Consider the following 26,459-nt stretch of genomic DNA (forward strand, 5'->3'; position numbering starts at 1 on the left):
TTCTACCTGAGATTTAAAATTTTTTAGCGACTTCTCTGTTTTGCCGGATTGGGATAATACATTTTTATGACAACCTCTAATTCAGACAATTTACCCACATTGCCCCGCCTTCACCGGACTGAAGTGGAAAAAGTCCGAACCATGATTGAGGGGTTTGATGACATTAGCCGGGGGGGGCTACCGAAGGGCCGAACCACCTTAGTCAGCGGCACATCGGGGACAGGCAAAACCCTTTTAGCCATGCAATTTCTCTACAACGGCATCACGATCTTTGACGATCCCGGCATTTTCGTCACCTTTGAGGAATCTCCCAACGACATCATTAAAAATGCCCTTAGTTTTGGCTGGGATCTGCAAACCCTGATTGACCAAGGCAAGTTATTCATCCTTGATGCCTCACCGGATCCGGAAGGGCAGGAAGTGGCTGGGGATTTTGATCTGTCCGCCCTGATTGAACGGATTCAATATGCAATTCGCAAATATAAAGCTAATCGGGTCTCCATTGATTCAGTGACAGCGGTTTTCCAACAGTACGATGCGGCCTCCGTGGTGCGGCGGGAAATTTTTCGCCTCGCGGCGCGGCTGAAGCAACTGGGTGTGACGACCATCATGACCACGGAGCGGATTGATGAATATGGCCCTGTGGCCCGGTTTGGCGTGGAAGAATTTGTCTCTGATAATGTGGTGATTCTCCGTAATGTCTTAGAAGGGGAACGGCGGCGGCGGACAGCGGAAATTCTCAAACTGCGCGGCACCACCCATATGAAGGGGGAATATCCATTTACCATCACCTCGGAAGGCATTAATATCTTCCCCTTAGGGGCCATGCGCCTGACCCAACGCTCTTCCAATGTGCGGGTTTCTTCCGGTGTGACGAAGCTGGATGAAATGTGCGGCGGCGGCTTCTTCAAAGATTCGATTATTCTGGTCACGGGGGCGACGGGAACGGGGAAAACCCTGCTGGTGAGTAAGTTCCTCGAAACGGGTTGTAAGTCGGGAGAGCGGGCCCTATTGTTTGCCTATGAAGAGTCGCGGGCCCAACTGTCCCGGAATGCCTCCTCCTGGGGGATTGATTTTGAAGACTTAGAACAGCAGGGCCTGTTACGGATTATCTGTGCCTATCCGGAGTCGGCGGGCCTGGAGGATCATCTACAAATTATTAAGTCGGAAATTGCCGAGTTTAAGCCATCCCGGATTGCCATTGACTCCTTGTCGGCCTTGGCGCGGGGGGTGAGCAATAACGCTTTCCGGCAGTTTGTGATTGGGGTAACTGGGTTTGCTAAACAGGAGGAATTAACGGGCTTCTTTACCAACACCACCGATCAATTTATGGGATCCAACTCGATTACGGAGTCTCATATTTCCACGATTACGGATTCGATTATTCTGCTGCAATATGTGGAAATTCGGGGTGAGATGTCGCGGGCATTAAACGTCTTTAAGATGCGGGGTTCCTGGCATGATAAGGGAATTCGGGAATATGTGATTACGGAGCATGGGGCCGATATTAAGGGCTCGTTCTGGAACTTTGAGGGGATTATCAGTGGTTCCCCAACTCGCATTGCCATTGACGAAAAAAGTGAACTAGCGCGAATTGCTAAGGATGTCCGCGGGTTGTAGTGATCAGTCGCAACCAAGGAGTGGGGAAACCTTAGTCTAGTGTGGCGAGGGAAGTCTGGCAGGCTGCGGCTAGTTTGGCCGCAATCGCTTCAATCCAACGCTCATCTTGGCGGGTATAACTACGGGGAGCATTGGCCCCCACAATCAGCACTCCTTCCCGCCCTAGGGGTTGGCAAATCAGGCCTTGGGTATTGTCTGGCAAATAATCAAATTCAACCCGGCCGGGATAGAGGGGTAACTTCACTAAATAAATGGGGCGTTCCTTGGCCAGGGCTTGTTGAACAATCGGGCCAGGGGTTGTCATTGTTGTGTCTGGCAAAATTCCTCGCCGCAAGAGGACTTGGCCCCGATACCAAATCACGAGGGCTTGGGTTGGGGTGTTGGTTAGTAAGGTATGGGAGGCCCAGGCCAGTTCTAGTTTTAAGGCATCCGGGAGGGGTTCCAAAAGCTCAAACCGTTCTGTGCCGTTTAAGATGACGGATTCCGGGGGGAGCGGTTGAACCTGTTGCCAAATTAATCCAGTCAAAATGAGGCATGCCCCCAGGATCGTCCCCACCACATCCGACCGGGCCTGGGATGTCGTCAGTTCAAGACTGGTTAACCGATTGAGGAGGAGGAGTACCCCGCCCACGACCCCAGCCGCAAGGGGCATTAACCGGAGATAGCGATTCGGATCGGCCTGGGACATAGCTTAAGAAAGGGGGTTGTCAGCGGTTCCCTATTGCCACTATAGTAAGTAATTGTCCTTAATCCTCAGTAGCTCAGTGGTAGAGCGGTCGGCTGTTAACCGATTGGTCGCTGGTTCGAATCCGGCCTGGGGAGTGACCTAACCTCAATGTCTGAATCCATTACCCCCACCATTTGCCCGGCTCGGCCTGGGGATGAAAACACCATCTTTGGGTTTATCCAAGCGTTAGCGGCCTATGAAAACCTGGCCGATACCGTGACTGGAACCCCGGCCCAACTCCACCAGCATTTATTTATGCCTCCTGTAAACGCCCAGGCCTGGCTCGTGGAATGGGGGGGTGAACCGGTGGGCTATGGCCTGGGATTCCCCTTTATCAATGGTTTGAATCGTGGATTATATCTGGAAGATTTATATATTTCTCCAGCTTTCCGGCGGCGAGGCCTGGGGCAAGCCCTGTTGGCATTTTTGGCGAACTTAACCCTTGAACAGGGTGGGAATGCCATGCAATGGACTGTTTTGGCGGAGAATACCCCTGCGATTCAGTTCTACCAACAGCTTGGTGCGACTATTCCCCCCCAGGCCCGTGTCGGTCGGATGACAGGAGAGGTTTTAATCTGGCTGGGCCAGCAATCCTTAGGGGATGATGATTTACTGGGTTCTCTAGAAACCATTACCGCAACGGAAAACTCTGCCTTCAACTCGGTTGCCCCGGCCTGGTCGCAGTCGGCGATTCCCAGCAGTGAAATTTGGGGCTGGCCAGGCCAACCCGGATCGATCCGCACCTATGTCAGTTACTCCACCTTTTTAACCCAACCCGGCCTGTTTGTCGCCGATCGAGTTGGCTTTGGAAATTCAACGCCCCTTGCGCGAACTCTGGCAGAAAAAGGACTCCGGGATCTGGCCCAGGTTTGCTGCATTCGCAACTATCAGCGGTTAGAGTGGGTCGTCAACTTGGAGGAAGCTGATCCTTGGTTGGCAACTGGCCTGGGGGTTGAAGTCCTTCCAGACTGGCGTTTTTGTTATCTGACTGGAGCAGCATTAACAACTTTGGCGGCCCGTAGTCAAGATTGCGGATCAATTCGCTAAGATGATAATCATTGCCACAGTAAAATTTATTTAGCCACTTTCCTTAAAAACCGTCATTGGGTTGTAACTTATGGCCGAGGTGTCTGAGGAATTAACGTCTGAGTGCCGGAATCAGGCGGGGAAAGCCGTTTTTCAGTTGATCGTCAAGAGAAAGATGCTCCAGTCTGGCCTAGGTTTGGGTCTGGGGCTATTGGGGTTCTGGTTTGGGGCAAGTCCGGGCTTAGCGGCTCCCCTCCAAGATTCTCCAAAAGCCTTGGTAGATGAGGCCTGGCAATTTCTCAATCAGTACTACATTGATCCCAAGTTTAATGAACAGGATTGGCAGAGCCTGCGTACAGATTTGCTCTCCCGTAACTACAGTAGCCCCGACCAGGCCTATGCCACCATTCAACAAACCCTAGCCACACTCGGCGATCCTTACACTCGCTTTCTTCCCCCCCGTGAATATAGTCAACTGATGCGGCAAACCCAAGGAGAACAGGTGGATGTGGGCCTGGTTTTACAAGAGGATGGGGATATCCTCCAAGTAGCGGCGATTGTCCCTCAGTCTCTCGCTACGAAAGCAAATGTGAAAGTGGGCGATGAAATTGTCACCATTAATGGGCGCAGTACCGATCGACTCACCTTGGAGCGGGCCCAAACTTTGATGAAAGGACCGGCGGGTTCGGCGGTGAAACTTTCCGTCAAACGGGGCAGTGAAAAGCCATTTATGGTTGAAATTAAGCGGGAAGGTAAAATTGACCCCACCGTTCAATACCAAACTTTTTCCTTGGCGGGCACTCCCGTTGGCTATATTCGTTTAAGTGGTTTTAATTCAACCTCCAGTCAGGATATGGCCGCCGCAGTCCAGGCCTTGAAAAAATCTAAAGTCCAAGGCTTCATCCTTGACCTGCGCTATAATCCCGGTGGTTTGTTAGATGCAGGGATTGACATTGCCAGACAGTGGCTCCCCAGTGGTGTGATTGTCCGCATTCGCCAACAACAGGATGAACCCCAAGAGGTGCGCGCTAATCAAACGGCCCTGACCAATCTACCCTTAGTGATTTTAGTGAATAACAATTCCGCCAGTGCCAGTGAAATTTTAGCCGGGGCCTTACAAGACCAAAAGCGGGCCTTGGTGGTTGGGACTCACACCTTTGGAAAAGCCCGTGTCCAGGCCGTCCATGAAATGTCTGATGGCTCTGCCCTAGTCGTCACCGTCGCCCGCTATTTAACCCCCAGTGGTCGCGACATTGCCCAACAGGGAATTATTCCCGATGTGATTGTGCCTGAAAGCCCAGGGATCGATCAGGAATTACGCTTAAATCCCCAGGCCATCCCCAGTCCAAGGGATCCAATTGTGGCTAAAAGCTTAGAACTCCTGGCGACTCAAATTCAGACTCCCTTGGTTGTTCGTTAATTCCCCATGACCCATGCCCTTGATTCCCTTGCGGCCCTAGTGGCTCCCCCTGGCCGATTATCAAACTCCCCCCTCCCCCCCTTGAAGCTCGGTATTTTGGCATCGGGAACAGGTAGTAATTTTGCCGCCCTGGCCCAAGGTATTGCCGAGGGTGAACTCCCAGCCGAAATTAAAGTCCTGATTTATAACAATCCTGAGGCGACAGTTAAAGAAAAAGCCCAGGCCTGGAATATTCCCAATCAACTCCTCAACCATCGCCACTTTGCTAGCCGGACTGACCTTGACCAGGCCATTGTGAAAGTGTTGCAAGCCTATCAAGTGGATTGGGTGATCATGGCTGGCTGGATGCGGGTTGTGACCGAAGTTTTACTAGATGCGTTTCCTGACCGGGTGGTGAATTTACATCCCAGTTTGCTCCCCAGTTTTCGGGGCCTGAACGCTATTGAACAGGCCTTAGCCGCCGGGGTAAAAATCACAGGCTGTACCGTCCATCTTGTCCGTTTAGAAGTTGATAGTGGGCCGATTTTGGTGCAAGCAGCCGTGCCTGTCCTCCCCGATGATGATCCCGCTAGTCTTCATGCCCGCATCCAGACCCAAGAGCATCGAATTCTCAAGCAAGCTATTCACCTATTGCATCAGGCCCAGAGTTGAGCCACTGGTCATAAACCGCAGCCAAAAAATCCTGAGTTTAGTGGGATGCTGCTGGCTCAGTCACAACGGTATTCGAGTTTCTTTTCTTTGACAAACTGCTGATATGAGCGTTTCTTAAATCACGCCCCATGACACTCCTCAAGGATCGCTCACGATAACGGCGGCGAAGTGGTTTATACCGGATGCTTTCTAAATCGCTAGTTGCCCCCAAAATATCCCAGGAACTAATGACTCCGCTGACAAAAGTCTTGAATTCTGAACTGCGATTTCGAGACATTCCTAATCCTCTACGGGGGCAGTTGAGGAAAGGCATTAATCAACTCTGTCAGTGGGCTGAATTAAGGCATAACTTGCTTACTGGCAATTCCCATACCATAACTAGATCGTCGCACGGCACAGGTCCAACTATCTGTAAAACCAGTCTGTCTAGTAGTATGCCAAATGATGTACTCCTAATTCTCCTGTGATTTATGCCCTAATTGCTCTGATTCCGATTTTTACAGTATTTTTGCTACTGATTGGCTTGCGCTGGCCAGCAAATCGGGCAATGCCTGTAGCCTATATCGTGACAGTGCTAATTGCCCTAGTTTTATGGCAAGTTCCCTGGAATTGGGTAGCAGCAGCAACTGTGCAGGGGGGCGTAATTGCCTTAGAGATTTTATATATTGTCTTTGGGGCGATTTTATTACTGAATACCCTCCAGGCCTCGGGGGCAATTCCAGCCATTCGCCAAAGTTTAACGTCCATTACGGCTGATCGGCGCATCCAAGCGATGATTATTGCCTGGTTATTTGGCAGCTTTATTGAGGGGGCATCTGGATTTGGAACTCCGGCTGTGATTTGTGTCCCGTTGTTGGTGGCGATTGGGTTTCCGGCCTTGGCAGCGGTGATGATGGCCCTGATTATTCAAAGCACCCCCTCCACGTTTGGGGCTGTGGGAACACCGATTGTGATTGGTATTCGGGCTGGGTTAGGAGGAGTGGCGGCTTTTGAGGAAAACTTAGTACAGTTTGGGGGCAGTGTTGATGGATTTCTCCAGCAGGTGGGAGTTGAGGCGGCGATTATCCATACTCTTGTTGGCATCTTAATCCCGTTAATTTTGTCCATAACCTTAACAAGTTTTTTTGGGGACGAAAAGTCTTGGCGGACGGGCCTGGGGGCCTGGAAATTTGCCTTATTTGCGGGTTTAGCGTTTACAGTTCCTTATCTCCTGACGGCGATTTTTATTGGCCCAGAATTTCCGACTCTAGTTGGGGGACTTTTAGGCCTGGGGATCACGGTGTTTGTGGCTCGCCAAGGGTGGTTTACTCCGGCTGAAGTTTGGGATTTTCCCCCTCGTGACCAATGGGATGAGTTTTGGGATCTCTCTAGGAATGCCGCCGCCGAACCTCCCCAGGCCCTAATGAACCCAGTTTTGGCCTGGTTACCCTATGGATTAGTGGGAATTTTTTTAGTCCTCTCCCGAATTGTCCCCCCCTTGAAAGCCGGATTACAGGCCTGGCACCCCAGTTGGAGCAACCTCTTTGGGACAAGCTTAACGGTTTCTACTCAGCCACTCTATCTACCGCCCACCATTCTCCTGTTTGTGGCGGGGATTACCTATTTTTTACATCGGATGGAGTGGCCCAAGTTTCAACAGGCTGTTCGCAGTACCGTGCCAATTTTGTTGAATGTTGCGCTGGCCTTGGGGTCGGCTGTCCTGCTGGCCAGGGTATTCATTAACTCAGGCACAAATACCCAAGGGATAGACAGTATGCCCCTGCAATTAGCCGCTGGCCTGGCGGTTTTGGTTGGCAATAGTTGGCCCTTGTTTGCCCCCGTGGTTGGGCTGATTGGCGCGTTTGTGGCCGGAAGTGTGACGGTGAGTAATATGATGTTTTCCCTGTTTCAGTTTGGGATGGCGGAAAAGCTCAACCTCTCGGCCCCATTGATTTTAGCCTTGCAATGTGTCGGGGCTTCAGCGGGGAATGTGATTTGTGTCCCGAATATTGTTGCGGCGGCTGCTACGGTGGGTTTATTGGGCCTGGAAGGGGTGTTAATTCGCTGGTTGTTAGCTCCCGCCCTGTATTACATTGGCTTTGCTGGCCTGGTCGGACTGTTGTTGAGCCAATGGAAGTCGTAAGGAAAAGACAAAAAGTTTCAGATAGAGTTAGAGAGGATTTATTTTGAGTCCTACTGATTTACAGTGGAAAATAATCCAGGCTTATTTAGTTGCTGGGGTTATTTACGATGAGTTTTACTCCTCTGAATCTGGTATCTGGATTGTCTGGATAGGAGACTTTAGCGGCCGAGTTGTTCATGTTTATCCTGACGGTAAAGTTAAGCGAGTGAGGGATACCTAAAAATGGCTGAATTAACTTCTAAAGAAACTAGGGACAAAATTGACTCTTTGAGAAAATTGGCAGAGCAGCGAGCTAAGGATAAGGGCCAGTTCTCAATTCCCTTTAGCCTTAATCCTTGGCTCACGCAGTCTGAACAGTCTGAGTTATCTAACTGTCTGAACTCTCTTGAATGGGAAGATGGGCCTAGCTTAGAGGATTTCCGGCAGCAACGTCTCTCCCAACCTACAGTCATGGCAGAATAGAGCCAATATGCTCTGCTCGGAAGCAATATAGCACCACCAATGATCATCAATGAATCCCAGGTATGGCTATGCTCAGATTTCCCGGCCTACGATTCGCTGTCAGAACTAGATGATTGGGGGTGGTCAATTCTGGGAAGGTCTGAGGGGCAAAGCTCCTTGCGTTTTATTATCGTAAGTTGCTCTCAATCTTGGCCTGATACGCCGATAGATTAGCCCTGTGTCCCGATTTGTAGCTAAGGAAAGGCAAAATGAGAAAGGTATATCCTATCCGCCTCCAGGAGATTTGTGATGGAAACCCCAATTACTGAGATTAACTGTGCCGAGGCCTGTGTGAATGGCTGTGTTTTAGGGGAAAGATGCCCAAATCGGGAGTATATCCAGGCCGCGTCCAAGTTTATTAACGATACCCCCATTGATAAGCTCCTCGAAATTGCTGCGGATAGTGTCCAGAAACGGTTTTTAGCCTCCCTAGAGCGAGATCGGCTAAATTTTCCGCCCCAAGAATAGTCCTGACCCGTGTTTCCTAAGCCAGGGCTGAGGGATTCCCTAAATCTTCTGTCCTCTGTAGAGTTTTGCTCATGCGCAGAGGGGGAATGAAGTAGGATCAAGGGCAAAGGTCATCATCTGTCGCTGTCGTTTGCTGAGGTCAGGCCAATGATTGAAATGCGAGTTGCAGGAATTGCCCTCGATGCGGCTACTCGAACCCCGATTGTTCTCCTCAAAGATGGGACGGAGCGCCGGGCCTTACCGATTTGGATTGGGCAAGCTGAAGCCAAGGCAATTTTACTAGCACTGGAACAAGAAAAACCCGTGCGCCCCCTAACTCACGATTTGATGACGAATATCCTCCAGGCCTGGGAGATGACCTTAGATCGGGTTGTGATTCATTCCCTGCAAGACAACACCTACTATGCGGTATTAACCCTCCGTCAAGGTGAGATCAAAAAAGAGATTGATGCCCGCCCCAGTGATGCCATTGCCCTCGCAGTTCGCTCTGACTGCCCAATTTGGGTCTTAGAAGAAGTGGTGGCCGATGCCTCAATTCCAGTAGATCGCGATGCAGACGAAGCAGAACGCCAGGCCTTTCGGGAGTTTTTGGATAAGATTCGCCCAGAGGACTTTACCCATCAAGGACAGGATCAAGATTTAGAAGATTCCTCGGCCAGTTAGTCTCCCTAATCCCTGAAATGCAATATCGGCAATGGGGCCAAACCCAGCAAACCCTTTCCGTCTTCAGCCTGGGGACAATGCGGTATTTAGATGATTCAGTTGCGGCCCTAGCGGTCATTAAAACGGCTCTAGACTTCGGGGTCAACCACATTGAAACAGCCCAGGCCTATGGTGATAGTGAGTTAATTTTGGCCCAGGCCCTGAAAATTTCCATCAACCGCCAAGATGTTTACCTCACCACCAAACTTTTACCAGTCCCTCATGCAGTCCAATTTGCGGCCAGTTTAGATCGTTCATTCCAACGATTGGGAGTTGATTATATTGATAATCTGGCCATTCATGGGATTAATACCTCGGAACACCTGGCCTGGGCTTTAGAGTTTTGTTTACCGGTGTTAGAAATAGCCCAAAGGGCCGGAAAAATCGGCGCAATTGGCTTTTCCACCCACGGATCATTGGAGTTAATATGCCAGGCCATCGAAACCCGTAAATTTGCCTTTGTTAATCTCCACTACAATTACTTTTTTCAACGCAATGCCGCGGCGATTCAGTTAGCCCAACAGCGACACATGGGGGTGTTCATGATCTCGCCAGCGGACAAAGGCGGCCTGCTCTATCAACCTTCACCCCAACTGATCGAACTTTGTCACCCCTTCCATCCCTTGCACCTGAATTATCGCTTTCTCCTCAGCCAACCCGCCATTACAACCCTCAGTTTTGGCCCCGCTCGGCCGGATGAAGTGCCGTTTCCCCTCGAAGTTGCCGATCAAACCACTCCCCTGACGGATCTGGAGCAGGAGATTTTTCAGCGGATTGAAGATCATTTACAAACGACTCTGGGCCTGGAGCACTGCCACCAATGTTATGCCTGTTTACCCTGTCCAGAAGAGATTGCCATTCCCGAAATTTTACGATTACGCAATTTAACCGTGGGCCTGGGGATGCAGGACTATGGGGCCTATCGCTATCAGATGCTAGAAAAGGCGGGCCATTGGTTTCCCGGCCGCCCAGGAGCGCGATGTACGGACTGTGGAGATTGTTTGCCCCGCTGCCCCAGTCAGTTGAATATTCCGGCCCTCTTGCGAGATACCCATGCCCAGTTACGGGGGCCTGGACGCAGACGACTCTGGCAGACGGATTAAGTCAGACCGGGGGGTTGAGCAGGGAAATCGTCATGGTTGAGATAGTTTTCTCTCCCTAGATGGCGGGAAATTTACAATTCGCAACATCATTTCCTAATTTCTGCTAGAAAGAGCATCCAATGTGATAATAAGCTTAACAATTGCAATCATTTTGCCGCCCATCTACTTTCGATTCCTTAACAAAATATCTACCTATGGCTCAACTCTCTACATCCGCTGATGTTCCCGATATGGGGCGGCGGCAGTTTATGAACCTTTTGGCCTTTGGTGCCGTCACTGGTACTGCTTTGGGGGCCCTTTATCCGGTGATTCGCTACTTCATTCCGCCCTCTTCAGGGGGAGCAGGGGGTGGCCTGGTGGCTAAAGATGAACTGGGTAATGACATTCTGGTGAGTGCCTACTTGGAAAAACATCTGGCGGGTGATCGGTCTTTGGCCCAAGGCCTGAAGGGTGATCCGACCTATATCGTGGTGACAGAAGATCACACCATTGCTAATTACGGCTTAAATGCGGTCTGTACCCACTTGGGTTGCGTTGTCCCTTGGAATATCAGCGAAAACAAATTTATCTGTCCCTGTCACGGCTCTCAATATGACAGCACGGGTAAAGTGGTGCGGGGGCCGGCTCCCCTCTCCTTGGCCTTGGCCAATGCAACTGTCACCGATGACAAAGTAGTCTTTACCCCTTGGACTGAGACTGATTTTCGGACTGGCAAAGAACCTTGGTGGGCTTAGGTCGTAATGAAAATAACTATGATGAAAACCTTAATTAAATCTCTGACCGGCTTTTTAACTCTTTGTGTGGTTTTAGGTCTCGGCCAACTGGCCTGGATGCAACCCGCGGCGGCCTACCCGTTCTATGCCCAACAGGCCTATGAATCTCCACGGGAAGCCACCGGTCGGATTGTTTGTGCTAACTGCCACTTAGCGGCGAAACCCACGGAAATTGAAGTTCCCCAGGCCGTGCTGCCGGATTCTGTCTTTGAAGCGGTGGTCAAAATTCCCTACGACACCAGTGTGCAGCAAGTCTTAGGCAATGGCGACAAAGGCCCCTTAAACGTGGGTGCAGTGTTGATGTTACCCGATGGCTTTAGGATTGCTCCACCGGATCGGATTCCGGAAGAATTGCAAGAAAAAGTCAGCGGAGTTTACTACCAGCCCTACAGCGAGGACAAGCAAAACATTGTCTTGGTTGGCCCCTTACCGGGTGAGCAATATCAAGAAATTGTTTTCCCAGTCCTGTCTCCAGATCCCAACTCCGACAAAGCAATTCACTTTGGTAAATATTCGGTTCATGCCGGTGGTAATCGCGGCCGTGGCCAGGTATATCCCACAGGTGACAAGAGCAACAACAATGTCTTTACCGCCCCAGTGGCCGGAACCATTGCCAGTATTACCAAATCCGATGATGGGGGCTATGCGGTTGCGATTACGGAAGAGTCTGGTGAGTCGGTAACCGAAACAGTTCTCCCCGGCCCCGAATTGATTGTCACTGAAGGGGATACGGTTGCTGCCGGACAGGCCCTAACCACAAATCCCAATGTCGGTGGCTTTGGCCAACACGATGCAGAAATTGTCCTCCAAGACCCGAACCGGATTAAATGGTTGTTGGTGTTCTTTGGGGCGATTACGATTTCGCAAATCATGCTGGTTCTGAAGAAAAAACAAGTCGAGAAAGTTCAAGCCGCCGAACTCAATTTCTAAGTTGGGTTGGTTGGTTGCCTAGCTCTAAAGATCTTTTGATCCAAAGATACCCTGTGCGAATTGCATGGGGTTTTTTATTCCCCTAGTGCGGGTTAGGAGATTATTTTGGGACTGGTATAATAGAAACTTAAATCTACATTTAATGTCTGTGATGGATTTAGATTGACCCTATGGCTGTCACCCTTCCTCAAGAACGTCAAGCTGCGGCAACAACTACGACCCGGAAGCCTTACCCCAATTACAAGGTGATTGTTCTCGATGATGACTTTAATACGTTTCAGCATGTGGCCGAGTCGTTGATGACCTATATCCCTAATATGACCAGTGACCGGGCCTGGGAACTTACTAATCAAGTCCATTTCGAGGGCTTGGCGATTGTCTGGGTCGGCCCCCAAGAACAAGCAGAACTCTATCATCTCCAACTTAAGCGAGTGGGGTTAACGATGGCTCCGGTCGAACCCGCTTAAAGATGAGGCAGATAATCGAGTGTTCTAAAGATGCACCACATCCCACAGCAATAAGACAGCAATGACCAATAGACTGACTCCGGTGGCGGTTTGGAGTTTATCGGCATCCAATCGTTGACCAAGCCACCGCCCCAGAAAGACCCCAATTAAACTTGTCAAGATCAACGCCAAGGCGGCTCCTAAAAAGACAACCCACGGGGCCTGGGATTCCGCCGCCATGAGCAAGGTGGCCAGTTGGGTTTTGTCCCCTAGTTCGGCTAAAAATACAGTCAGGAAGGCAATGAAAAACTCTCTCCAAGGGTAAATTTTGACTGAGATTGGGGGTACTGGGCCCGCTGGGGGAGATTTTGCGAGGGGCTGTGAGTCGGGACTAGGAGAGGCAGCACTTTTCACATTCTTTTCACAATTATTCGCTTTAGTATTCTAATGTATCTACTCAAATATCGGTCTGAAGTAACACAAAAGATTACTTACCAAAACATGAAATTAAGAAAGCCCATACTGTCCCTTGATCAGGTTCGGTAAATACCCCTTCAACCCCAGGCCTGGCAACGGCACTATAGAACAAGAGGGACATACAAGGCAGGATGAAGTTTTTTCTGTAGTGGCCTGGGCCCTGTTTTTAATGCACTTTACCCCGGCAGAGGAGCCTAGAAATGGCAAAAGTTGTTGGAATTGACCTCGGTACCACAAACTCTTGTGTGGCCGTGATGGAAGGGGGAAAGCCCACGGTGATCGCTAATGCCGAAGGGTTTCGCACCACTCCCTCAGTCGTGGCCTACGCCAAAAATGGAGACCGCCTTGTTGGCCAAATTGCTAAACGGCAAGCGGTCATGAACCCAGAAAATACATTTTACTCCGTCAAGCGGTTTATTGGGCGGCGATTTGACGAAGTCACACATGAAGCCACGGAAGTCCCCTACAAAGTTCTCAATGTCAACGGCAATGTCAAGCTGGACTGTGCTTCTCAGGGGAAACAATTTGCGCCCGAAGAAATTTCAGCCCAGGTTCTCCGCAAGCTTAAAGACGATGCCAGCAAGTACCTCGGTGAAGATGTCACCCAGGCGGTGATCACAGTTCCGGCCTACTTTAACGACTCCCAACGCCAAGCCACCAAAGATGCCGGCAAAATTGCTGGCCTGGAAGTTTTACGGATCATCAACGAACCCACCGCGGCTTCCCTAGCCTATGGTTTAGACCGCAAGAGCAACGAAACTATTCTCGTCTTTGACTTAGGTGGTGGGACTTTTGATGTCTCAATTTTGGAAGTGGGCGATGGCGTGTTTGAAGTGCTGGCTACCTCTGGAGATACCCACTTGGGCGGGGATGACTTCGACAAAAAAATTGTGGACTACCTGGCCGAAAGCTTCCGTACCGCTGAAGGAATCGATCTGCGTAAAGATAAACAAGCTTTGCAACGGTTAACGGAAGCGGCGGAAAAAGCGAAAATCGAACTCTCCAGCGTCAGCCAGGCCGAAATCAACCTCCCCTTTATTACCGCCACTCAAGATGGCCCCAAACACCTCGATATGACCTTGACCCGGGCCAAGTTTGAGGAGTTGTGTGCGGATCTGATTGACCGCTGTCGGGTGCCGGTAGAAAAAGCCCTGAGTGACTCTCGCCAATCCAAAGAAGACATTGATGAAGTGGTCATGGTGGGGGGATCAACTCGGATTCCGGCGGTTTTAGAACTGGTGAAAAAAATCCTGGGTAAAGACCCCAACCAAACCGTCAACCCAGATGAAGTCGTGGCCGTGGGGGCGGCTGTCCAGGCCGGGGTCTTAGCGGGTGAAGTCAAAGATATTCTCCTGCTGGATGTGACTCCCCTGTCCTTGGGGGTGGAAACTTTGGGTGGCGTGATGACCAAAATCATTACCCGGAATACCACCATTCCCACAAAAAAATCAGAAGTTTTCTCGACTGCGGTGGATGGCCAAACCAATGTGGAAATTAAAGTCCTTCAGGGTGAGCGGGAAATGGCCGATGACAATAAGAGTCTGGGTGTCTTCCGCTTAGATGGAATTCCCCCGGCCCCCCGTGGCGTGCCTCAAATTGAAGTCACCTTTGATATTGATGCCAACGGGATTCTTAATGTCACCGCCAAAGATAAAGGCAGTGGTAAACAACAGTCCATCAGCATTACTGGGGCCTCGACTCTGCCTTCCGATGAAGTGGAGCGGATGGTTAAAGATGCCGAACGCAATGCCACTGCTGACCAAGAAAAACGGGAGAAGATCGAAACCAAGAACCAGGCGGAACAACTCTGCTATCAGGCCGAGAAGCAACTGTCTGAGTTAGGGGATAAGGTTCCTGGTGCTGAAAAAGATAAAGTCGATGGCCTGGTCAAGCAATTACGGGCAGAAATTGGCTATGAATCCGACAAGAAACCCATCGAGCAAATTGACTTTGAGCGAGTGAAGGCCCTTGTTCCAGAATTGCAGCAGGCTCTCTACAGTGTTGGGGCTAACCTTTATCAACAGGGGGCGGCGGGTGCGCCTGAATCTGAGCCAACCGACAGTACTGGGAGTTCTGGTGGAGATGATGTGATTGATGCCGAGTTTTCAGAAACGAAGTAGACACTCCCACCGCATCCATTGAGATCATGACAGCCCTTCCTAATGTTTTGGGGAGGGTTTTTTCTTGCTAACTTAAGCAAAGAGAGTTCGGACTTGTCTGTGTCCTACAAGCTGGTTAAACAAATGATAATTACCAGTTAATTTACGAATACGACCGGCAATAATCGCTGGGTGAATCTGTAGCCTATTTGCAAACTCCTTAATGTCAGCAATATTTGAATATTCAGTTACACGGCCAGCAACCCATAAGTGATTGGGGATTAGTTGTTCTGAAGCCCAACTGTCTGCCTCAAATTCTTTCGGATCATTTTTGGGGTCAGCAATACTTAAATCCTCAAGATATGCATCAGTTGGATCAAGCTCTAGGTGGAGGGCTTGATGAGCTAATTCATGAAATAAACAAAACCAAAAGTTATCAATACGGTCATATCGCAGGGTTAAACCAATGACAGGTGTGCCATCGGATAGTCGCAGAGCGCCACCATCCAGATGAGTGCGAGGTAGATGGGGTAAATAGATTAAATGAATTCCATTTCGAGCTAGGAACTCCTGAGCTAAACGCGGCCCTGATTCTGACCAACTCAGTCGCACTAATTGCTGCATCAACTCTGGAGTAAGAGAACCTAGTTTGTATGAGGTGGGTAAGGGGGTTTCACGCGCCACTGCCAGTAGTTGAAATGCCCATGCCTGAAGCGCATAACTATCTGTTGTACTACGAATGTGGCTATTCTTGCGACAAAACATAGTACTGACAGAACCATAACCGCCAGCCCGTTCAATCAAGCCCCGCATGAGTTCTTCCGCTCTCCCTACAAAGTCTGGATCAATCCATCCCTGTTTCGCCATTGCGGGAAGTGGAAATTTAGACCAGTCAACATTTTGAGGGTTATCAGGTAAGGTTGCACCTGGCTCTTGTAACAAAACATCAGCCGGAATTCCTAGCCCCTGATGCAAGTTACGGATCATTTGGAGACTGAGAGAACGTTTACCAGCCAGAACTTCGGATACTTTTGAGCGGCTACCGATAAAGGGAATCAGATCCCGCTGACTCAACTCTTGTTGTTCCATCCGAAAGCGAATCGCTGAGATCGGGTCAGGTAGTCCAATCGGGTAGTGGTGATTTTCATAATTCTCAACTAATGTGGCCAAGACATCTAGGGCATCGGCTTCAGGAGTTCCAGGCCCTGCATCCATCAGTGCGGCAATTTGCTCAAGGGCTGCGTCATAGTTAGATTCAGACTTGATCGGCTTAATTGGGATAGGGGGAGTAAGAGTAGTCATATTATTTCCGGGTCTATTTTGTCGTATTGCTTGTGAATACCAATAAAGCGGATATAGACGATCTGAGTATTGAAGTGGATTTTGACAACTAAACATGGAGTGACTGTGAGGATAGTTGTATTGGGGCGACTATACTGAACCTTCTACAATAGGTAAATGTTCATTTCCAGGCCCCGCTGCTCTATGTCTCGTGACTTTCTTGCTGGTCTTAACCCCTCCCAACGCCAGGCCGTGCAGCATTTTTGTGGGCCGTTGTTGGTGGTGGCTGGGGCTGGCTCTGGGAAAACCCGCACCTTGACCTTTCGGATTGCCCATTTAGTTCAAGAACATCGGATTAACCCAGAAAATATTTTGGCAGTCACCTTTACCAACAAGGCCGCCAAAGAAATGAAAGAGCGAATTGAAAAGCTCTTTGCTCAGCAAGCTGCCTTAGAAAAATACAACCGGGCCTGGGATGATTTGGGGGATGTTGAGCAAAAACGGGTGCGCTCCCAAGTCTATCGGAGTTTAATTAAGCCCCTTTGGGTTGGAACCTTTCACAGTTTATGTGCTCGGATTTTACGTTTGGAAATTGAGAAATATCAGGATAGTCAAGGGCGGAAATGGCAACGGAATTTTACGATTTTTGATGAGTCCGATGTCCAGAGTCTGATTAAGGAAATTATTACGGTTAAACTCAATCTGGATGATAAGAAATTTGATCCCCGCTCAGTCCGCTACAAAATTAGTAATGCCAAAAATCAAGGTTTGACCCCCGCAGAACTGGAACAGCAACAATCTGGCTACCAGGGGCGGGTCATTGCCGAAGTTTACAATCATTATCAAGAGCATTTGGCAGCCAACAATGCCCTGGATTTTGATGATTTGATTTGGGTTTTAGTCCAGCTATTTCAACAAAATGAACAGGTTCTAGCCTATTGGCACCAACAGTTTGGTCATATTTTAGTGGATGAATATCAAGATACGAACCGCACCCAATATGATTTAATTCGACTCTTAGTCACCAATGGCGAATCTACCGAAACGTTTAATAGTTGGCAAAATCGTTCGGTGTTTGTGGTGGGGGATGTGGATCAGTCCATTTATTCCTTTCGTTGTGCTGATTTTACAATCCTGATGAACTTCCAGCAGGACTTTGGCGATGGCTTGCCCGATGATGACACCCGCACGATGGTGAAACTGGAGGAAAACTATCGCTCCGTTGCCAATATTATTACTGCCGCCAATGCCCTAATTGAAAACAACACGGAACGGATTGATAAAGTCCTGAAAGCCACCCGTCCAGAGGGAGAAGCGATTTTCTGTCACCAGGCCGAGGATGAAATTCAGGAGGCGGAATTTGTTACCCAACAGATTTATCACCTAGGGAGCCGCTGCCTTGAACCTAACTGGGGACAATTTGCTGTCCTCTACCGCACCAATGCCCAGTCCCGCCCGATTGAAGAAGCCCTAGTCCGGGCCCGGATTCCCTATACCGTTGTGGGCGGCTTAAGATTTTATGACCGCAAAGAAATTAAAGATGTTCTTGCTTATCTACGGCTACTGATTAACCCTAGTGATACGGTTGGCCTGAAACGAATTATCAATGTTCCCCGCCGCAGTATTGGCAAAACCACCCTAGACCGCCTCAGTCAGGCCGCCCAGGAATTGAATATGCCCCTGTGGGAGTTACTGGTAGATAAAACCTCAGTACAAACGCTAGCGGGGCGGGCCAGTAAAGCGATTATAGATTTTGTCGGGATGATTCAAACTCTCCAGGCCCTAGTGCCCCAGAAAAAAGCCTCAGAAATGGTGCAACTGGTGATTGAGCAATCGGGCTATCGCCGAGATTTAGAAAACCAAGGGACTGATGAAGCCTTAGACCGCCTCCAAAACATCTCAGAACTGGTCAGTGCTGCCTTGCAATTTGAGGAAGAAGGAGATGAAACGGGCCTGGAAGCGTTTTTAGCGAGTGCAGCTCTTGCTTCTGACTTGGACAATCTTGAGGAAGGACAATCGGCTGTTTCCCTCATGACGCTCCATTCCTCGAAGGGACTGGAATTTCCAACTGTGTTTTTAGTTGGCCTGGAGCAGGGGCTATTTCCCAATCATCGCTCTCTCAATGACCCTTTGGCCCTAGAGGAAGAACGGCGGCTGTGCTATGTCGGAGTTACCCGGGCCCAAGAACAACTCTTCCTTTGCCAGGCCCAGGAACGTCGGCTTTACGGTCAACGGGAATCCACCATTCCGTCCCAATTCCTGAGTGAGTTACCCGCCGAGTTGTTGACAGGTTCGGTTCGCAAACTCCGCCGCACAACACCTGGCCCAAAAACCATAAACCTTAAAGCCGCCCCCAAAGGGATACCCGTTCCTAGTCGCTCAAGTTTCCCCCAACCTTGGACAGTCGGTCAAACCATTATTCATCCCGCCTTTGGGGAGGGACAAGTGACCCATATTTTTGGTTCCGGCCCCAAGTTATCCTTAGCGATTCGCTTCCCCGGTCTGGGGCAGAAGGTCATTGATCCGCAAGTCACTCGATTACAGGTTAGAGAATCCTAGTAATACAGCTGTCCCCTCGCCACTGCTTGTCAAGATTTATTAAAACCGTAATACCTCCTACGCTAAAAGCATTGATAGCTCAGAGTTAATAGGAGGTCAGGCTAGTTTAATTTTTAATCCCAAAGACTCAGAGAACCTGGTTTTGGCTTAATATGTAAAATATGTGAAGAAGTATTACAGGTTTCCACGCCGGGCAGCCAAGAGAAAAATCACCACAGGCCCAGCTATGGCAATCATCCCAATCATGGTGAGTTGGGCGATGACTTCAAAGTTGATGTTGCTTAAGAATCCCATAGATGCTCCAAAGGTACAGCGGCAGTGCAAATAATCATTATTCTAAAGCAAGGGTGGCCTGGAGATAATTAATGGCAACGTGGCGATGTATGTCAGGCTGTGGGGCCTGCTGTTACCTGGATCCAGAGGAGCGGGCGGATGTGCAAGACTATCTCAGCCCAGAAGAATGGCATCAATACCTGGGCCTGGTTAGTCAGACTGGCTGGTGCATTCACTACGACTCCCAAACTCGCAAATGTAAAATCTATGAAAATCGCCCCCGTTTTTGTCGCGTCTCCCCAGAGCTATTTACGGAACTTTACCAAGTCACAGCTGCAGAATTTAACGACTTTGCCATTGATTGTTGCCGGGACTTTATTGCCGATGAATACGGAGAACAAAGCCTCGAAAGCCTGAAATATGAACGGGAAATCTTAGCAGCCTAGAGGAGTCATCCCCATGCAAACCAGCCCCGCCCCCCTGCCAGAAACGACCTTGCCGAGGGAAAGGCAGTCTTTAATCCGCCTCGAAAACATTGCCAAAGTCTATGGGACTGGCGAAGCTGAAGTGCGGGCCCTCAATGGCGTTAACCTCACCATCAACACGGGAGAATATTGCGCCATTATGGGAGCCTCTGGATCGGGAAAATCCACGATGATGAACATTATTGGTTGCCTGGATCGACCCAGTAGTGGCTATTACTACCTAGATGGGGAGGATGTCGCCCAAATGTCCGATACAGAACTGGCCCATGTCCGCAACCGGAAAATTGGCTTTGTCTTTCAGCAGTTCCATCTTCTCCCCCAGGCCAGTGCTTTAGACAATGTAATTTTGCCGATGATTTATGCCCAGGTTCCCCCGGCAGAACGGCGTGAGCGGGCGATTCAGGCCTTAGAAAAAGTTGGCTTAGGACATCGTCTCCAAAACAAACCGAATCAACTGTCCGGTGGACAACAACAGCGGGTAGCCATTGCCCGAGCCATTGTCAATGAACCCCTGTTAATTTTGGCTGATGAACCCACAGGCGCACTCGATAGTCAAACCACCCAAGAAATTCTGAGTATCTTTGGGGATCTCAACGCCGCTGGGATTACGGTGGTGATGGTGACTCACGAAATTGAGGTGGCTCGGGCAACCCAACGCGTTGTCTGGTTTCGGGATGGCCTGGTCTTAAATGATCATCTCGACCCCCACAGCATGGACACCGCTTGGCATTGATGGTCAAAAGGATATCTTCAAGAACACCTAGGGGGCAGAGGCCGATTTGGGCAGAGGCCAAAAGCAGTAAAGCAATAACGCCCCTAAGAGAATTGTCCCTACCAGATACTTGAGTCCATCGGGAATTGCTGGATTTGGAGAGAAAAAGCCCTCAATCAGGCCAGCGATGATCAGCATCGGGATCACGCCAAACATCAACTGAGCCGCCAATTGCCCCTGTTCCTTGAGAGCCAGTAATCGAGAACGACGACCCGGAAAAATCAAGGCCTGGCCCAAGAGTAAACCCGCCGCCCCCGACAAAAAGATGGCCGGTAACTCCAAAGCTCCGTGAGGAAAAACAAAGGCCCAGAAGGGATAGGCCAGATTATGTTGGCCCACCAGAGTCGCAATTGCGCCAATATGCAGGCCGTTATACCAAAGAATGAAGAGGGTTCCCAGGCCCGCTAAAATCCCCCCGGCCAAGGCACTCAAGGTGACACTAATGTTATTGGTCATAATTTGACTTGAGGCCAATGGCTCAACCCCGACAATTGACCCCATCCAGAGTTTGCCCTCTTCTTGCACAAGCCGAATAATCTGTTCTGGGATGACCAGTTGCATAAAGGCCGGGTCTTGCCAGGTATAGCACCAGCCCATATAAATCCCCAGGCCAAAAATCAAAACAGCCGCCAAAATATAGGCCCAACTGGCCTGTACGGTTTTGGGAAACCCCTGCTGATAAAAGCGAATAATCTCCTGCCCATCCTGCCGCTGCCGTTCTTGATAGACCTGACTATAGCCCCGCCGCACTAAATCTTGGAGGTAGTCCGTCACCCCAAGTCCCAATTGCCGCGTTTGGGCCCGCGCTAAATCCGCACTGGCAAGACGATACAAACTACTGAGTTGGCGAATGTCCGCTGCTGATAAGGATTTAATCCCATTTTTCTCGGCCTGGTGAAGCAGTTTTTCCAGGCTTGCCCAATGTACCTCTTGCCGCACTAGCCAACGTTGGACATCCATAGAGAAAGTTCCGATACAAACTGCAATTGACCGAGTAAAGTCTAATCCGGCAAAGACTCATCTAATCCCAAGGTGCGCTCAATGACCTCAATCCGCTCCCGGAGATTGTGGAGGAGGCCGGAATGGCTTAACCGCACTGCGGCTAACTGTTCTCTGAGCCGATCATATTCTTGGGGAACTGAGTTGCGAATATTCACTAATTCCCGCCCTAAAGAAGTAATCCGTTGATTTAAGTCATTGATCGGTTCTGGGAGAGTCGGTTCAGAAATATTCTCCAAAACAACCACATCATCAAAATACTGCTCAAGGATATGAATAACGGCAGCATCCAGGCTAGGGAGATTGTACTGGGCTTGATGAACCTGGAGGTTTTGCATCAGTATTGGCGAGAGGGTGCTGTAGAGGCTTTGTTCCCCAGGGAGATCAGTGGCGGCCATGGGTGCTTGGGTTCCTCAGGTTGAGTACAGGGATAAAAACAACGGGTTGATCGGCGGCTTAAAATCAATGGATCACTGTGATTATTTTAGCTAGGAATCGAAAGAAAACTCTAAATAGCCCCATTGGCCGGTAGGGGAACCGTTGGAGGAGGAGTCAGGATGCGTTGCCAGGCCTCGATCTGACGTTGGGCCGCGCCATAGAGGGGGTGATTGGCCGGAATCAGTTGGGCCGTTTCAATCCCCTGGGCTAGATCCTGGCTGGCTAGGTCTTCGGCGGATTGGAGAATTTGATTTCCCCATTGGAACAACAGTTGATCGGCCTGGGAACGAAGGGGGCTTTGGGGAGGGACTTGGTTCACCGTTTCAATGGCCAGGGCCAGGGCGGCGGGAGTTGCGAGTTGGGCTTGGGCTTGGGCTTGTTCTAACCAGGCCGGGCTGGGGTCTTCTGGAGCCGGTGGTGGAGAAATTGGGACAGGTTGGGGCAGCCAGGCTTTCAGGCGGTTTTGAGCTTGGGCATAGAGGGCACGGCCGGGACGAATCCGTTGGAGGAGAATCATCGCTTGTTGAAGGGCGGCGGGGGTTCCCAAGCCAGCTAAGGCCTCGGCCTGATCCAAGATGGGTTGATCCTGTTGGGTTTCAATCTCTAGTCGCCACTCTCGTTGTTGGGCTGCTAACTGTGATTGTCGAAATGAACTGCCAAGGGGGGCCGTTTGCAGGAGGTTACTGGCAGTTATTAAGTCCGGGGGCCGGCCGGATTGAGCCACCTGTTGGGCCCGGGCCAGGGTTTGGAGAACGTACCGATCGTTTTGCCATTCTTCAATTAAGATTTGGGCCAGGCCATGGAGAGGACTGGAGCGAGGTATGGCTCGGGCCTGTTGGATGGCTGTGGGAATATCTTCGCCCATCCCCATTTGAGCGAGTTCAGTCGCAGTTGCGAGGCGAATCAACTCCTGGGCCTGCCCCCAAGCGGTGGGGATATTGACGGAAATGGCCTGAGCCGCGGCCTGGGCTTCTTGGTAGTCACCTTGGTGGAGCGCGTCTTCAGCGAGAGTCACTAAATCTTCACTAATTTGGGTGATCAGCTTCATGGCCCCTGGATAAATATCCCCGTTGGGTTTGACCTGCTGGATGATTTCTAGGGCTGCAATCAGATTTTTCCGTCCACCCCGAGCCATTAACCGCCGCGCTTCCCCCAATTTGCGATCTTCCCGTTGGACTTGAATAATCCGCTCCCCTAAGGCTGTGGCTTTTACATCCGACCAATAGCGACAATCTACGTCAATGAGCTTTAAGGAAATATAAAAGGCTTCTCGCCAGTCCAAGTTGCGGAGGGCAGTTTCGGCCTGGTTATAGATCCGTTGTCCTTTTTCCCAAATCCTTTGCCAACGATCAAGGCGTGATTGGACTTGGGCATAGACTGCGGCATGGGGGGAGATTTGCTGAGCAAACTTAACGGCTCGGTCATACTCTCCGGCCTGGAAACTGGCTTCGGCTAAATCCAGTGCTTGACTTGACCAGGCCTGGAGGCGGCGGTTAATTTCCGGGGCCAGGGGATGATCGGCGGGGAGGACATCGACTAAGTGAATGGCTTCAATAATCCCTTCCAAGGTTTGGGTATCAGCGGCTTCTTGGGCGCAATAGAGGCGAAATGCTGCGGACGCAAAGGGCCAAAAGACATAGCTACAGTTCCCAGGGGAATTAGGTTGCCGCAATAACCAGGCCCCAGACATTCCGCCAATTCCTATAGCAACCAGTATCGCCCAAGGGCCCCAACGATACCAAGGCCAACGCCAAGGCAGTTTTGACAATGACTGAGCGCGTCCCGATTCCGCCTCAAGTTGGCGATCTTTGTCTTTGACTTGCCGGAGTTGATCCATGCCGCACTCAAGAGATTAGCGATAGTTGAGAGAGAGTTGAAACCAGGCAAATGTCTGAGGAAATCATGGCCATTGTACCGATCTAGAGTAGGGCTAAGGAATCTGGTCAATGCAAAATGGCTGGGCCAACAACTCTGTCTCCACCCGTACCTAACCTAACTTGGCCTGAATCGGGGAATGGGTCTTTAGATATCGTAAGTTCTCCCCTTCCAGGCCCCGCCCTGTCCGAGCCAATGCCGTCGGGCTGAATCAAAGGTCATCAAATTGTATAAGAAGGCAATTCCTGGTAAGGCCAAACTCCAGACCCAACTGAGGTGATAGAGACGAATTGTTGGCGTATAGGCAATGGCCATCAAGACCCAAGTTAGCAGAGCCAGCAGCAGCACCAGCCAATCTCCCGTCACCAGGCCCCAGATCACCCCCAACGGCGCGATCAAATAGACCAAGGTCATTCCCACCAATGTCCCTGCCAATAGCCACGGTGAATAGTTCAATTGTGTATAGGCGGTGCGGGCGACCATATTCCAAATGCTGGCTAAATCTGGATAGGGGCGTAAACTAAGGGTCGTTGAACTTAAACCTAGCCAAATTCGATAGCCTTGGCGTTTGAATGCCGCCGCCAAAGAGCAATCATCAATCAAGGCCTGGCGAATGACTTCAATTCCCCCCACTGCTTGTAAGGCCTGGTTCTCCAGCAAAATACAGCCCCCGGCCGCCGCCGCCGTTTTCCGTTGCGGATTATTCACCCAGGGAAAAGGATAAAGCTTCTGGAAGAAAAAGATAAAGGCGGGAATGAGTAATTTCTCCCAAAAGCTTTGACAGCGCAGTTGCACCATGAGGGAGACAAGGGCTAGGTGTTCTGTTGTCGCTTTTTGAACTAGTTCCCGTAAATTCGTAGGACTGTGGGCAATATCCGCATCGGTGAGTAGTAGGTATTGGGGTTGACCGGCCTGGGCCGCTTTAATTCCCTGCTCTAAGGCCCAAAGTTTTCCCGACCAACCTGGGGGTAAGGGAGTCCCAGTCATAATTTTAAGTTGAGCCGATTTATTGAGAGTCGCGGCCGTGGCCTGGGCAATCTGACTGGTTCCATCTTGGCTTTGATCATCCACTAGGACAATCTGCCAGGCCCCTGGATAATCTTGGTTCAACAATGAGGTGAGGGAAGTGGCAATCACATCTGCTTCATTACGGGCCGGAATAATCACGGTGATCGCTGGCCAGGCCGGGGGGACTAACGGGGGGGACGTTAGCTGTTGATCTGCCCGCCAAAAGTTTCCCCAGGCCAAAAGTAAAACTAGCCAAATCAAGAGTGACAAACTTACCAGGCCAAGGCTCACCATAGGATAAAGCCCCCAACAACGAACACCGTCATGGACACCATTTTCTCCACCACTCAGTATTTATTCACTATAACTAGCATCAGTCTTGAGCCTTAATTAGGGTAGAACAAGGGCAGGCCAATCCTCCCAGTCAAGGTTAGGGGCCGTCAATTCAAGTGGGATGATCTGCTTTTGAAACAGACCCGTGAATGGATTGATTGAGATGGCTCAAGCCTTGATCACGGGAGCCAGACAAAACAGTAGTCCCTAGAACCAACCGCAAAAGCCTTGTGGAATTCATTAGGACGATCAGGTGGACAGCGGCTGATGGGCTTTTACATGACGGCGATGCCAAAACATAATGAATCCGGTTAGTAACAGAATGACAGGGAGTAGCCCAATCAACACATAAAAAATTCGGGTTATTATGCCGCCAAACGTGCCATAGTGAACGGGGCCAAACTGATTGATAATTGCCTCGGCGGTGGATGGGTTTAAACCATCTTGGACATTGAGAATTTCTCCAGTATATTGATTCAGTTGAATTCTGGAACGGCCATTACTAGAGCTTTCCCCTGGTTGTTTAAGGTTGACTCTGAGTGGCTCATCTGTGGAAAAACCTAAGTATGTAATTCTGGCGGTTGGGAATACAGCATTGGCTTTTTGGACAAGAATATCAAGGGGCAAGGGTTGTTGATTGGGTTGGCTTGAAAGAGTAACTGGCTCTGGTTTTTGGCTGAAGGTGAGGGCATAAATGGCATCGTTGACTTTAGCTTGGGGAATGTTCCAGGCAAATCCGGTAAAACCAATCAGAATTAGGAAAACAGCCGCAACAATACCCGCCACTTTGTGAACATCAAAATTACGACGGCGAATATGGGAGCGCCACTTAATCCGAAATCCAGCAATCAGTTTATGCCACCCCGGCCAGAGGACAAGCCCAGTGATTGCAATGAAGACCGTCAATAGAGAAACAACTCCCATAATAATTGTCCCAGTTTCGCCAGCTGATAGTTTGTAATGCAAGTCATAAATTCGGCCAACCCAACTGGTTTCCCACTCCCGAATGCCTAAAATCTCTCCAGTATATTGGTTAATCCAGGCCTGCCAGTAATGATCTGCTGTATCCACAAGCCAGGCCCCATAGGGTTGTGTCGGACTACTACTGGGGATAATACCATCTAAGGAGAAGTTTTTGCTCGCACCCAGAGCCTCTAAGGATTGCTGAATTTTAGTTAGGGAAATGGGGGTATTGCTGGGGATCAAGGAGCCAAATCGCTGGGTTAAAATGGCTTCATCTATCTCATGCCAGAAAACGAGAATACTGCCAGTTACGCCAGCAATACACAGCAAAATTCCAATAATCAGACCTAGGGTGCTATGGATATAGAAAAAGAAATGACGAATTGTTTTACGATTCATTAGATATTC

27 protein-coding genes and 1 tRNA gene are annotated in these 26,459 nt (G+C 50.0%); 17 read left to right on the top strand and 11 right to left on the bottom strand.

Annotation, left to right across the window (positions count from 1 at the left end; translation table 11 throughout):
• The first annotated feature begins 66 nt into the window (after positions 1–66).
• Positions 67–1,620, top strand: a complete 1,554-nt coding sequence (gene kaiC, locus SYN6312_RS01320) for a circadian clock protein KaiC (protein ID WP_015123058.1) — start codon at positions 67–69, stop codon at positions 1,618–1,620.
• 31 nt (positions 1,621–1,651) lie between these two features.
• Here the strand turns inward: kaiC and SYN6312_RS01325 are convergent, their stop codons facing one another.
• The gene (locus SYN6312_RS01325; RefSeq protein ID WP_015123059.1) at positions 1,652–2,308 is read right to left on the bottom strand and encodes a cofactor assembly of complex C subunit B; all 657 of its coding nucleotides are present in this window, start codon (positions 2,306–2,308) and stop codon (positions 1,652–1,654) included.
• 62 nt (positions 2,309–2,370) lie between these two features.
• Here SYN6312_RS01325 and SYN6312_RS01330 point away from each other — a divergent pair.
• The 4 genes from SYN6312_RS01330 to purN all read left to right on the top strand — a co-directional run bounded on the left by SYN6312_RS01330 (position 2,371) and on the right by purN (position 5,444).
• Positions 2,371–2,442: transfer RNA gene (locus tag SYN6312_RS01330), tRNA-Asn, on the top strand.
• 13 nt (positions 2,443–2,455) lie between these two features.
• Positions 2,456–3,394: a GNAT family N-acetyltransferase gene (locus SYN6312_RS18090; RefSeq protein WP_015123060.1), complete on the top strand. Its 939-nt coding sequence runs from the start codon at positions 2,456–2,458 to the stop codon at positions 3,392–3,394.
• Between the two features lie 70 nt (positions 3,395–3,464).
• Entirely contained in the window at positions 3,465–4,793 is a 1,329-nt protein-coding gene (locus tag SYN6312_RS01340; RefSeq protein ID WP_015123061.1) for a S41 family peptidase, read from the top strand.
• A gap of 6 nt (positions 4,794–4,799) precedes the next feature.
• Positions 4,800–5,444, top strand: a complete 645-nt coding sequence (gene purN, locus SYN6312_RS01345; protein WP_015123062.1) for a phosphoribosylglycinamide formyltransferase — start codon at positions 4,800–4,802, stop codon at positions 5,442–5,444.
• A gap of 37 nt (positions 5,445–5,481) precedes the next feature.
• Here purN and SYN6312_RS19615 read toward each other — a convergent pair whose 3' ends face one another.
• Positions 5,482–5,721 (bottom strand): hypothetical protein, encoded by a 240-nt coding sequence (locus SYN6312_RS19615; protein ID WP_156804719.1) that lies wholly within the window; start codon positions 5,719–5,721, stop codon positions 5,482–5,484.
• 186 nt (positions 5,722–5,907) lie between these two features.
• Here SYN6312_RS19615 and SYN6312_RS01350 point away from each other — a divergent pair, with 186 nt between their 5' ends.
• The 8 genes from SYN6312_RS01350 to clpS all read left to right on the top strand — a co-directional run bounded on the left by SYN6312_RS01350 (position 5,908) and on the right by clpS (position 12,510).
• A complete protein-coding gene (locus SYN6312_RS01350; RefSeq protein ID WP_015123064.1) occupies positions 5,908–7,566 on the top strand; it encodes an L-lactate permease in 1,659 nt (552 codons plus the stop codon).
• A 222-nt stretch (positions 7,567–7,788) separates the two neighbouring features.
• Positions 7,789–8,028, top strand: coding sequence for a hypothetical protein (locus SYN6312_RS01355; RefSeq protein WP_015123065.1), 240 nt, complete (start codon positions 7,789–7,791; stop codon positions 8,026–8,028).
• Between the two features lie 288 nt (positions 8,029–8,316).
• Positions 8,317–8,535 carry a hypothetical protein gene (locus tag SYN6312_RS01360; protein WP_015123066.1) on the top strand — a complete coding sequence of 73 codons (219 nt, stop codon included), beginning with the start codon at positions 8,317–8,319 and terminating at the stop codon, positions 8,533–8,535.
• 147 nt (positions 8,536–8,682) lie between these two features.
• Positions 8,683–9,198 carry a bifunctional nuclease family protein gene (locus tag SYN6312_RS01365; RefSeq protein ID WP_015123067.1) on the top strand — a complete coding sequence of 172 codons (516 nt, stop codon included), beginning with the start codon at positions 8,683–8,685 and terminating at the stop codon, positions 9,196–9,198.
• 17 nt (positions 9,199–9,215) lie between these two features.
• On the top strand, positions 9,216–10,340 hold the full coding sequence (locus tag SYN6312_RS01370; RefSeq protein WP_015123068.1) for an aldo/keto reductase: 1,125 nt from the start codon (positions 9,216–9,218) through the stop codon (positions 10,338–10,340).
• Between the two features lie 194 nt (positions 10,341–10,534).
• Complete coding sequence (gene petC, locus SYN6312_RS01375; protein WP_015123069.1) at positions 10,535–11,074, top strand: cytochrome b6-f complex iron-sulfur subunit; 540 nt, start codon at positions 10,535–10,537, stop codon at positions 11,072–11,074.
• A gap of 6 nt (positions 11,075–11,080) precedes the next feature.
• A complete protein-coding gene (gene petA / locus SYN6312_RS01380; RefSeq protein ID WP_015123070.1) occupies positions 11,081–12,043 on the top strand; it encodes a cytochrome f in 963 nt (320 codons plus the stop codon).
• 170 nt (positions 12,044–12,213) lie between these two features.
• Positions 12,214–12,510, top strand: coding sequence for an ATP-dependent Clp protease adapter ClpS (clpS, locus tag SYN6312_RS01385; protein ID WP_015123071.1), 297 nt, complete (start codon positions 12,214–12,216; stop codon positions 12,508–12,510).
• A gap of 24 nt (positions 12,511–12,534) precedes the next feature.
• Here the strand turns inward: clpS and SYN6312_RS01390 are convergent, their stop codons facing one another.
• Entirely contained in the window at positions 12,535–12,903 is a 369-nt protein-coding gene (locus SYN6312_RS01390; RefSeq protein ID WP_015123072.1) for a TMEM165/GDT1 family protein, read from the bottom strand.
• A gap of 263 nt (positions 12,904–13,166) precedes the next feature.
• Between SYN6312_RS01390 and dnaK the strand changes: the two genes are divergently transcribed.
• A complete protein-coding gene (gene dnaK, locus SYN6312_RS01395; RefSeq protein ID WP_015123073.1) occupies positions 13,167–15,086 on the top strand; it encodes a molecular chaperone DnaK in 1,920 nt (639 codons plus the stop codon).
• Between the two features lie 72 nt (positions 15,087–15,158).
• Here the strand turns inward: dnaK and SYN6312_RS01400 are convergent, their stop codons facing one another.
• Entirely contained in the window at positions 15,159–16,367 is a 1,209-nt protein-coding gene (locus tag SYN6312_RS01400; RefSeq protein WP_015123074.1) for a transcription regulator containing HTH domain, read from the bottom strand.
• On the bottom strand, positions 16,364–16,480 hold the full coding sequence (locus SYN6312_RS20880) for a type II toxin-antitoxin system HigB family toxin (RefSeq protein WP_071880551.1): 117 nt from the start codon (positions 16,478–16,480) through the stop codon (positions 16,364–16,366). The genes SYN6312_RS01400 and SYN6312_RS20880 overlap by 4 nt, the downstream gene beginning before the upstream one ends.
• 70 nt (positions 16,481–16,550) lie before the next feature.
• On the opposite strand from SYN6312_RS20880, the gene pcrA reads away from it, so the two are divergent.
• Positions 16,551–18,905: a DNA helicase PcrA gene (pcrA, locus tag SYN6312_RS01405; protein ID WP_015123075.1), complete on the top strand. Its 2,355-nt coding sequence runs from the start codon at positions 16,551–16,553 to the stop codon at positions 18,903–18,905.
• A gap of 174 nt (positions 18,906–19,079) precedes the next feature.
• On the opposite strand, the gene psb30 is transcribed toward pcrA, so the two are convergent.
• A complete protein-coding gene (gene psb30, locus SYN6312_RS01410) occupies positions 19,080–19,199 on the bottom strand; it encodes a photosystem II reaction center protein Ycf12/Psb30 (protein ID WP_015123076.1) in 120 nt (39 codons plus the stop codon).
• A gap of 71 nt (positions 19,200–19,270) precedes the next feature.
• On the opposite strand from psb30, the gene SYN6312_RS01415 reads away from it, so the two are divergent.
• Together SYN6312_RS01415 and SYN6312_RS01420 are read left to right on the top strand one after the other, a co-directional pair.
• Positions 19,271–19,624: a YkgJ family cysteine cluster protein gene (locus tag SYN6312_RS01415; protein ID WP_015123077.1), complete on the top strand. Its 354-nt coding sequence runs from the start codon at positions 19,271–19,273 to the stop codon at positions 19,622–19,624.
• 13 nt (positions 19,625–19,637) lie between these two features.
• On the top strand, positions 19,638–20,396 hold the full coding sequence (locus SYN6312_RS01420) for an ABC transporter ATP-binding protein (RefSeq protein ID WP_015123078.1): 759 nt from the start codon (positions 19,638–19,640) through the stop codon (positions 20,394–20,396).
• Positions 20,397–20,423: 27 nt separating this feature from the next.
• Here the strand turns inward: SYN6312_RS01420 and SYN6312_RS01425 are convergent, their stop codons facing one another.
• From SYN6312_RS01425 to SYN6312_RS01445, 5 genes are all read right to left on the bottom strand, one after another.
• Entirely contained in the window at positions 20,424–21,395 is a 972-nt protein-coding gene (locus tag SYN6312_RS01425) for a stage II sporulation protein M (RefSeq protein ID WP_015123079.1), read from the bottom strand.
• Between the two features lie 41 nt (positions 21,396–21,436).
• The gene (locus SYN6312_RS01430) at positions 21,437–21,832 is read right to left on the bottom strand and encodes a hypothetical protein (RefSeq protein WP_015123080.1); all 396 of its coding nucleotides are present in this window, start codon (positions 21,830–21,832) and stop codon (positions 21,437–21,439) included.
• Between the two features lie 110 nt (positions 21,833–21,942).
• Positions 21,943–23,709 carry a hypothetical protein gene (locus tag SYN6312_RS01435; protein ID WP_015123081.1) on the bottom strand — a complete coding sequence of 589 codons (1,767 nt, stop codon included), beginning with the start codon at positions 23,707–23,709 and terminating at the stop codon, positions 21,943–21,945.
• A 185-nt stretch (positions 23,710–23,894) separates the two neighbouring features.
• Positions 23,895–25,049, bottom strand: coding sequence for a glycosyltransferase (locus tag SYN6312_RS01440; RefSeq protein WP_015123082.1), 1,155 nt, complete (start codon positions 25,047–25,049; stop codon positions 23,895–23,897).
• Positions 25,050–25,337: 288 nt separating this feature from the next.
• Complete coding sequence (locus SYN6312_RS01445) at positions 25,338–26,450, bottom strand: PepSY domain-containing protein (protein ID WP_015123083.1); 1,113 nt, start codon at positions 26,448–26,450, stop codon at positions 25,338–25,340.
• Positions 26,451–26,459: the final 9 nt, after the last annotated feature.

Source organism: Synechococcus sp. PCC 6312, assembly GCF_000316685.1.
Lineage (GTDB): Bacteria > Cyanobacteriota > Cyanobacteriia > Thermosynechococcales > Thermosynechococcaceae > Pseudocalidococcus.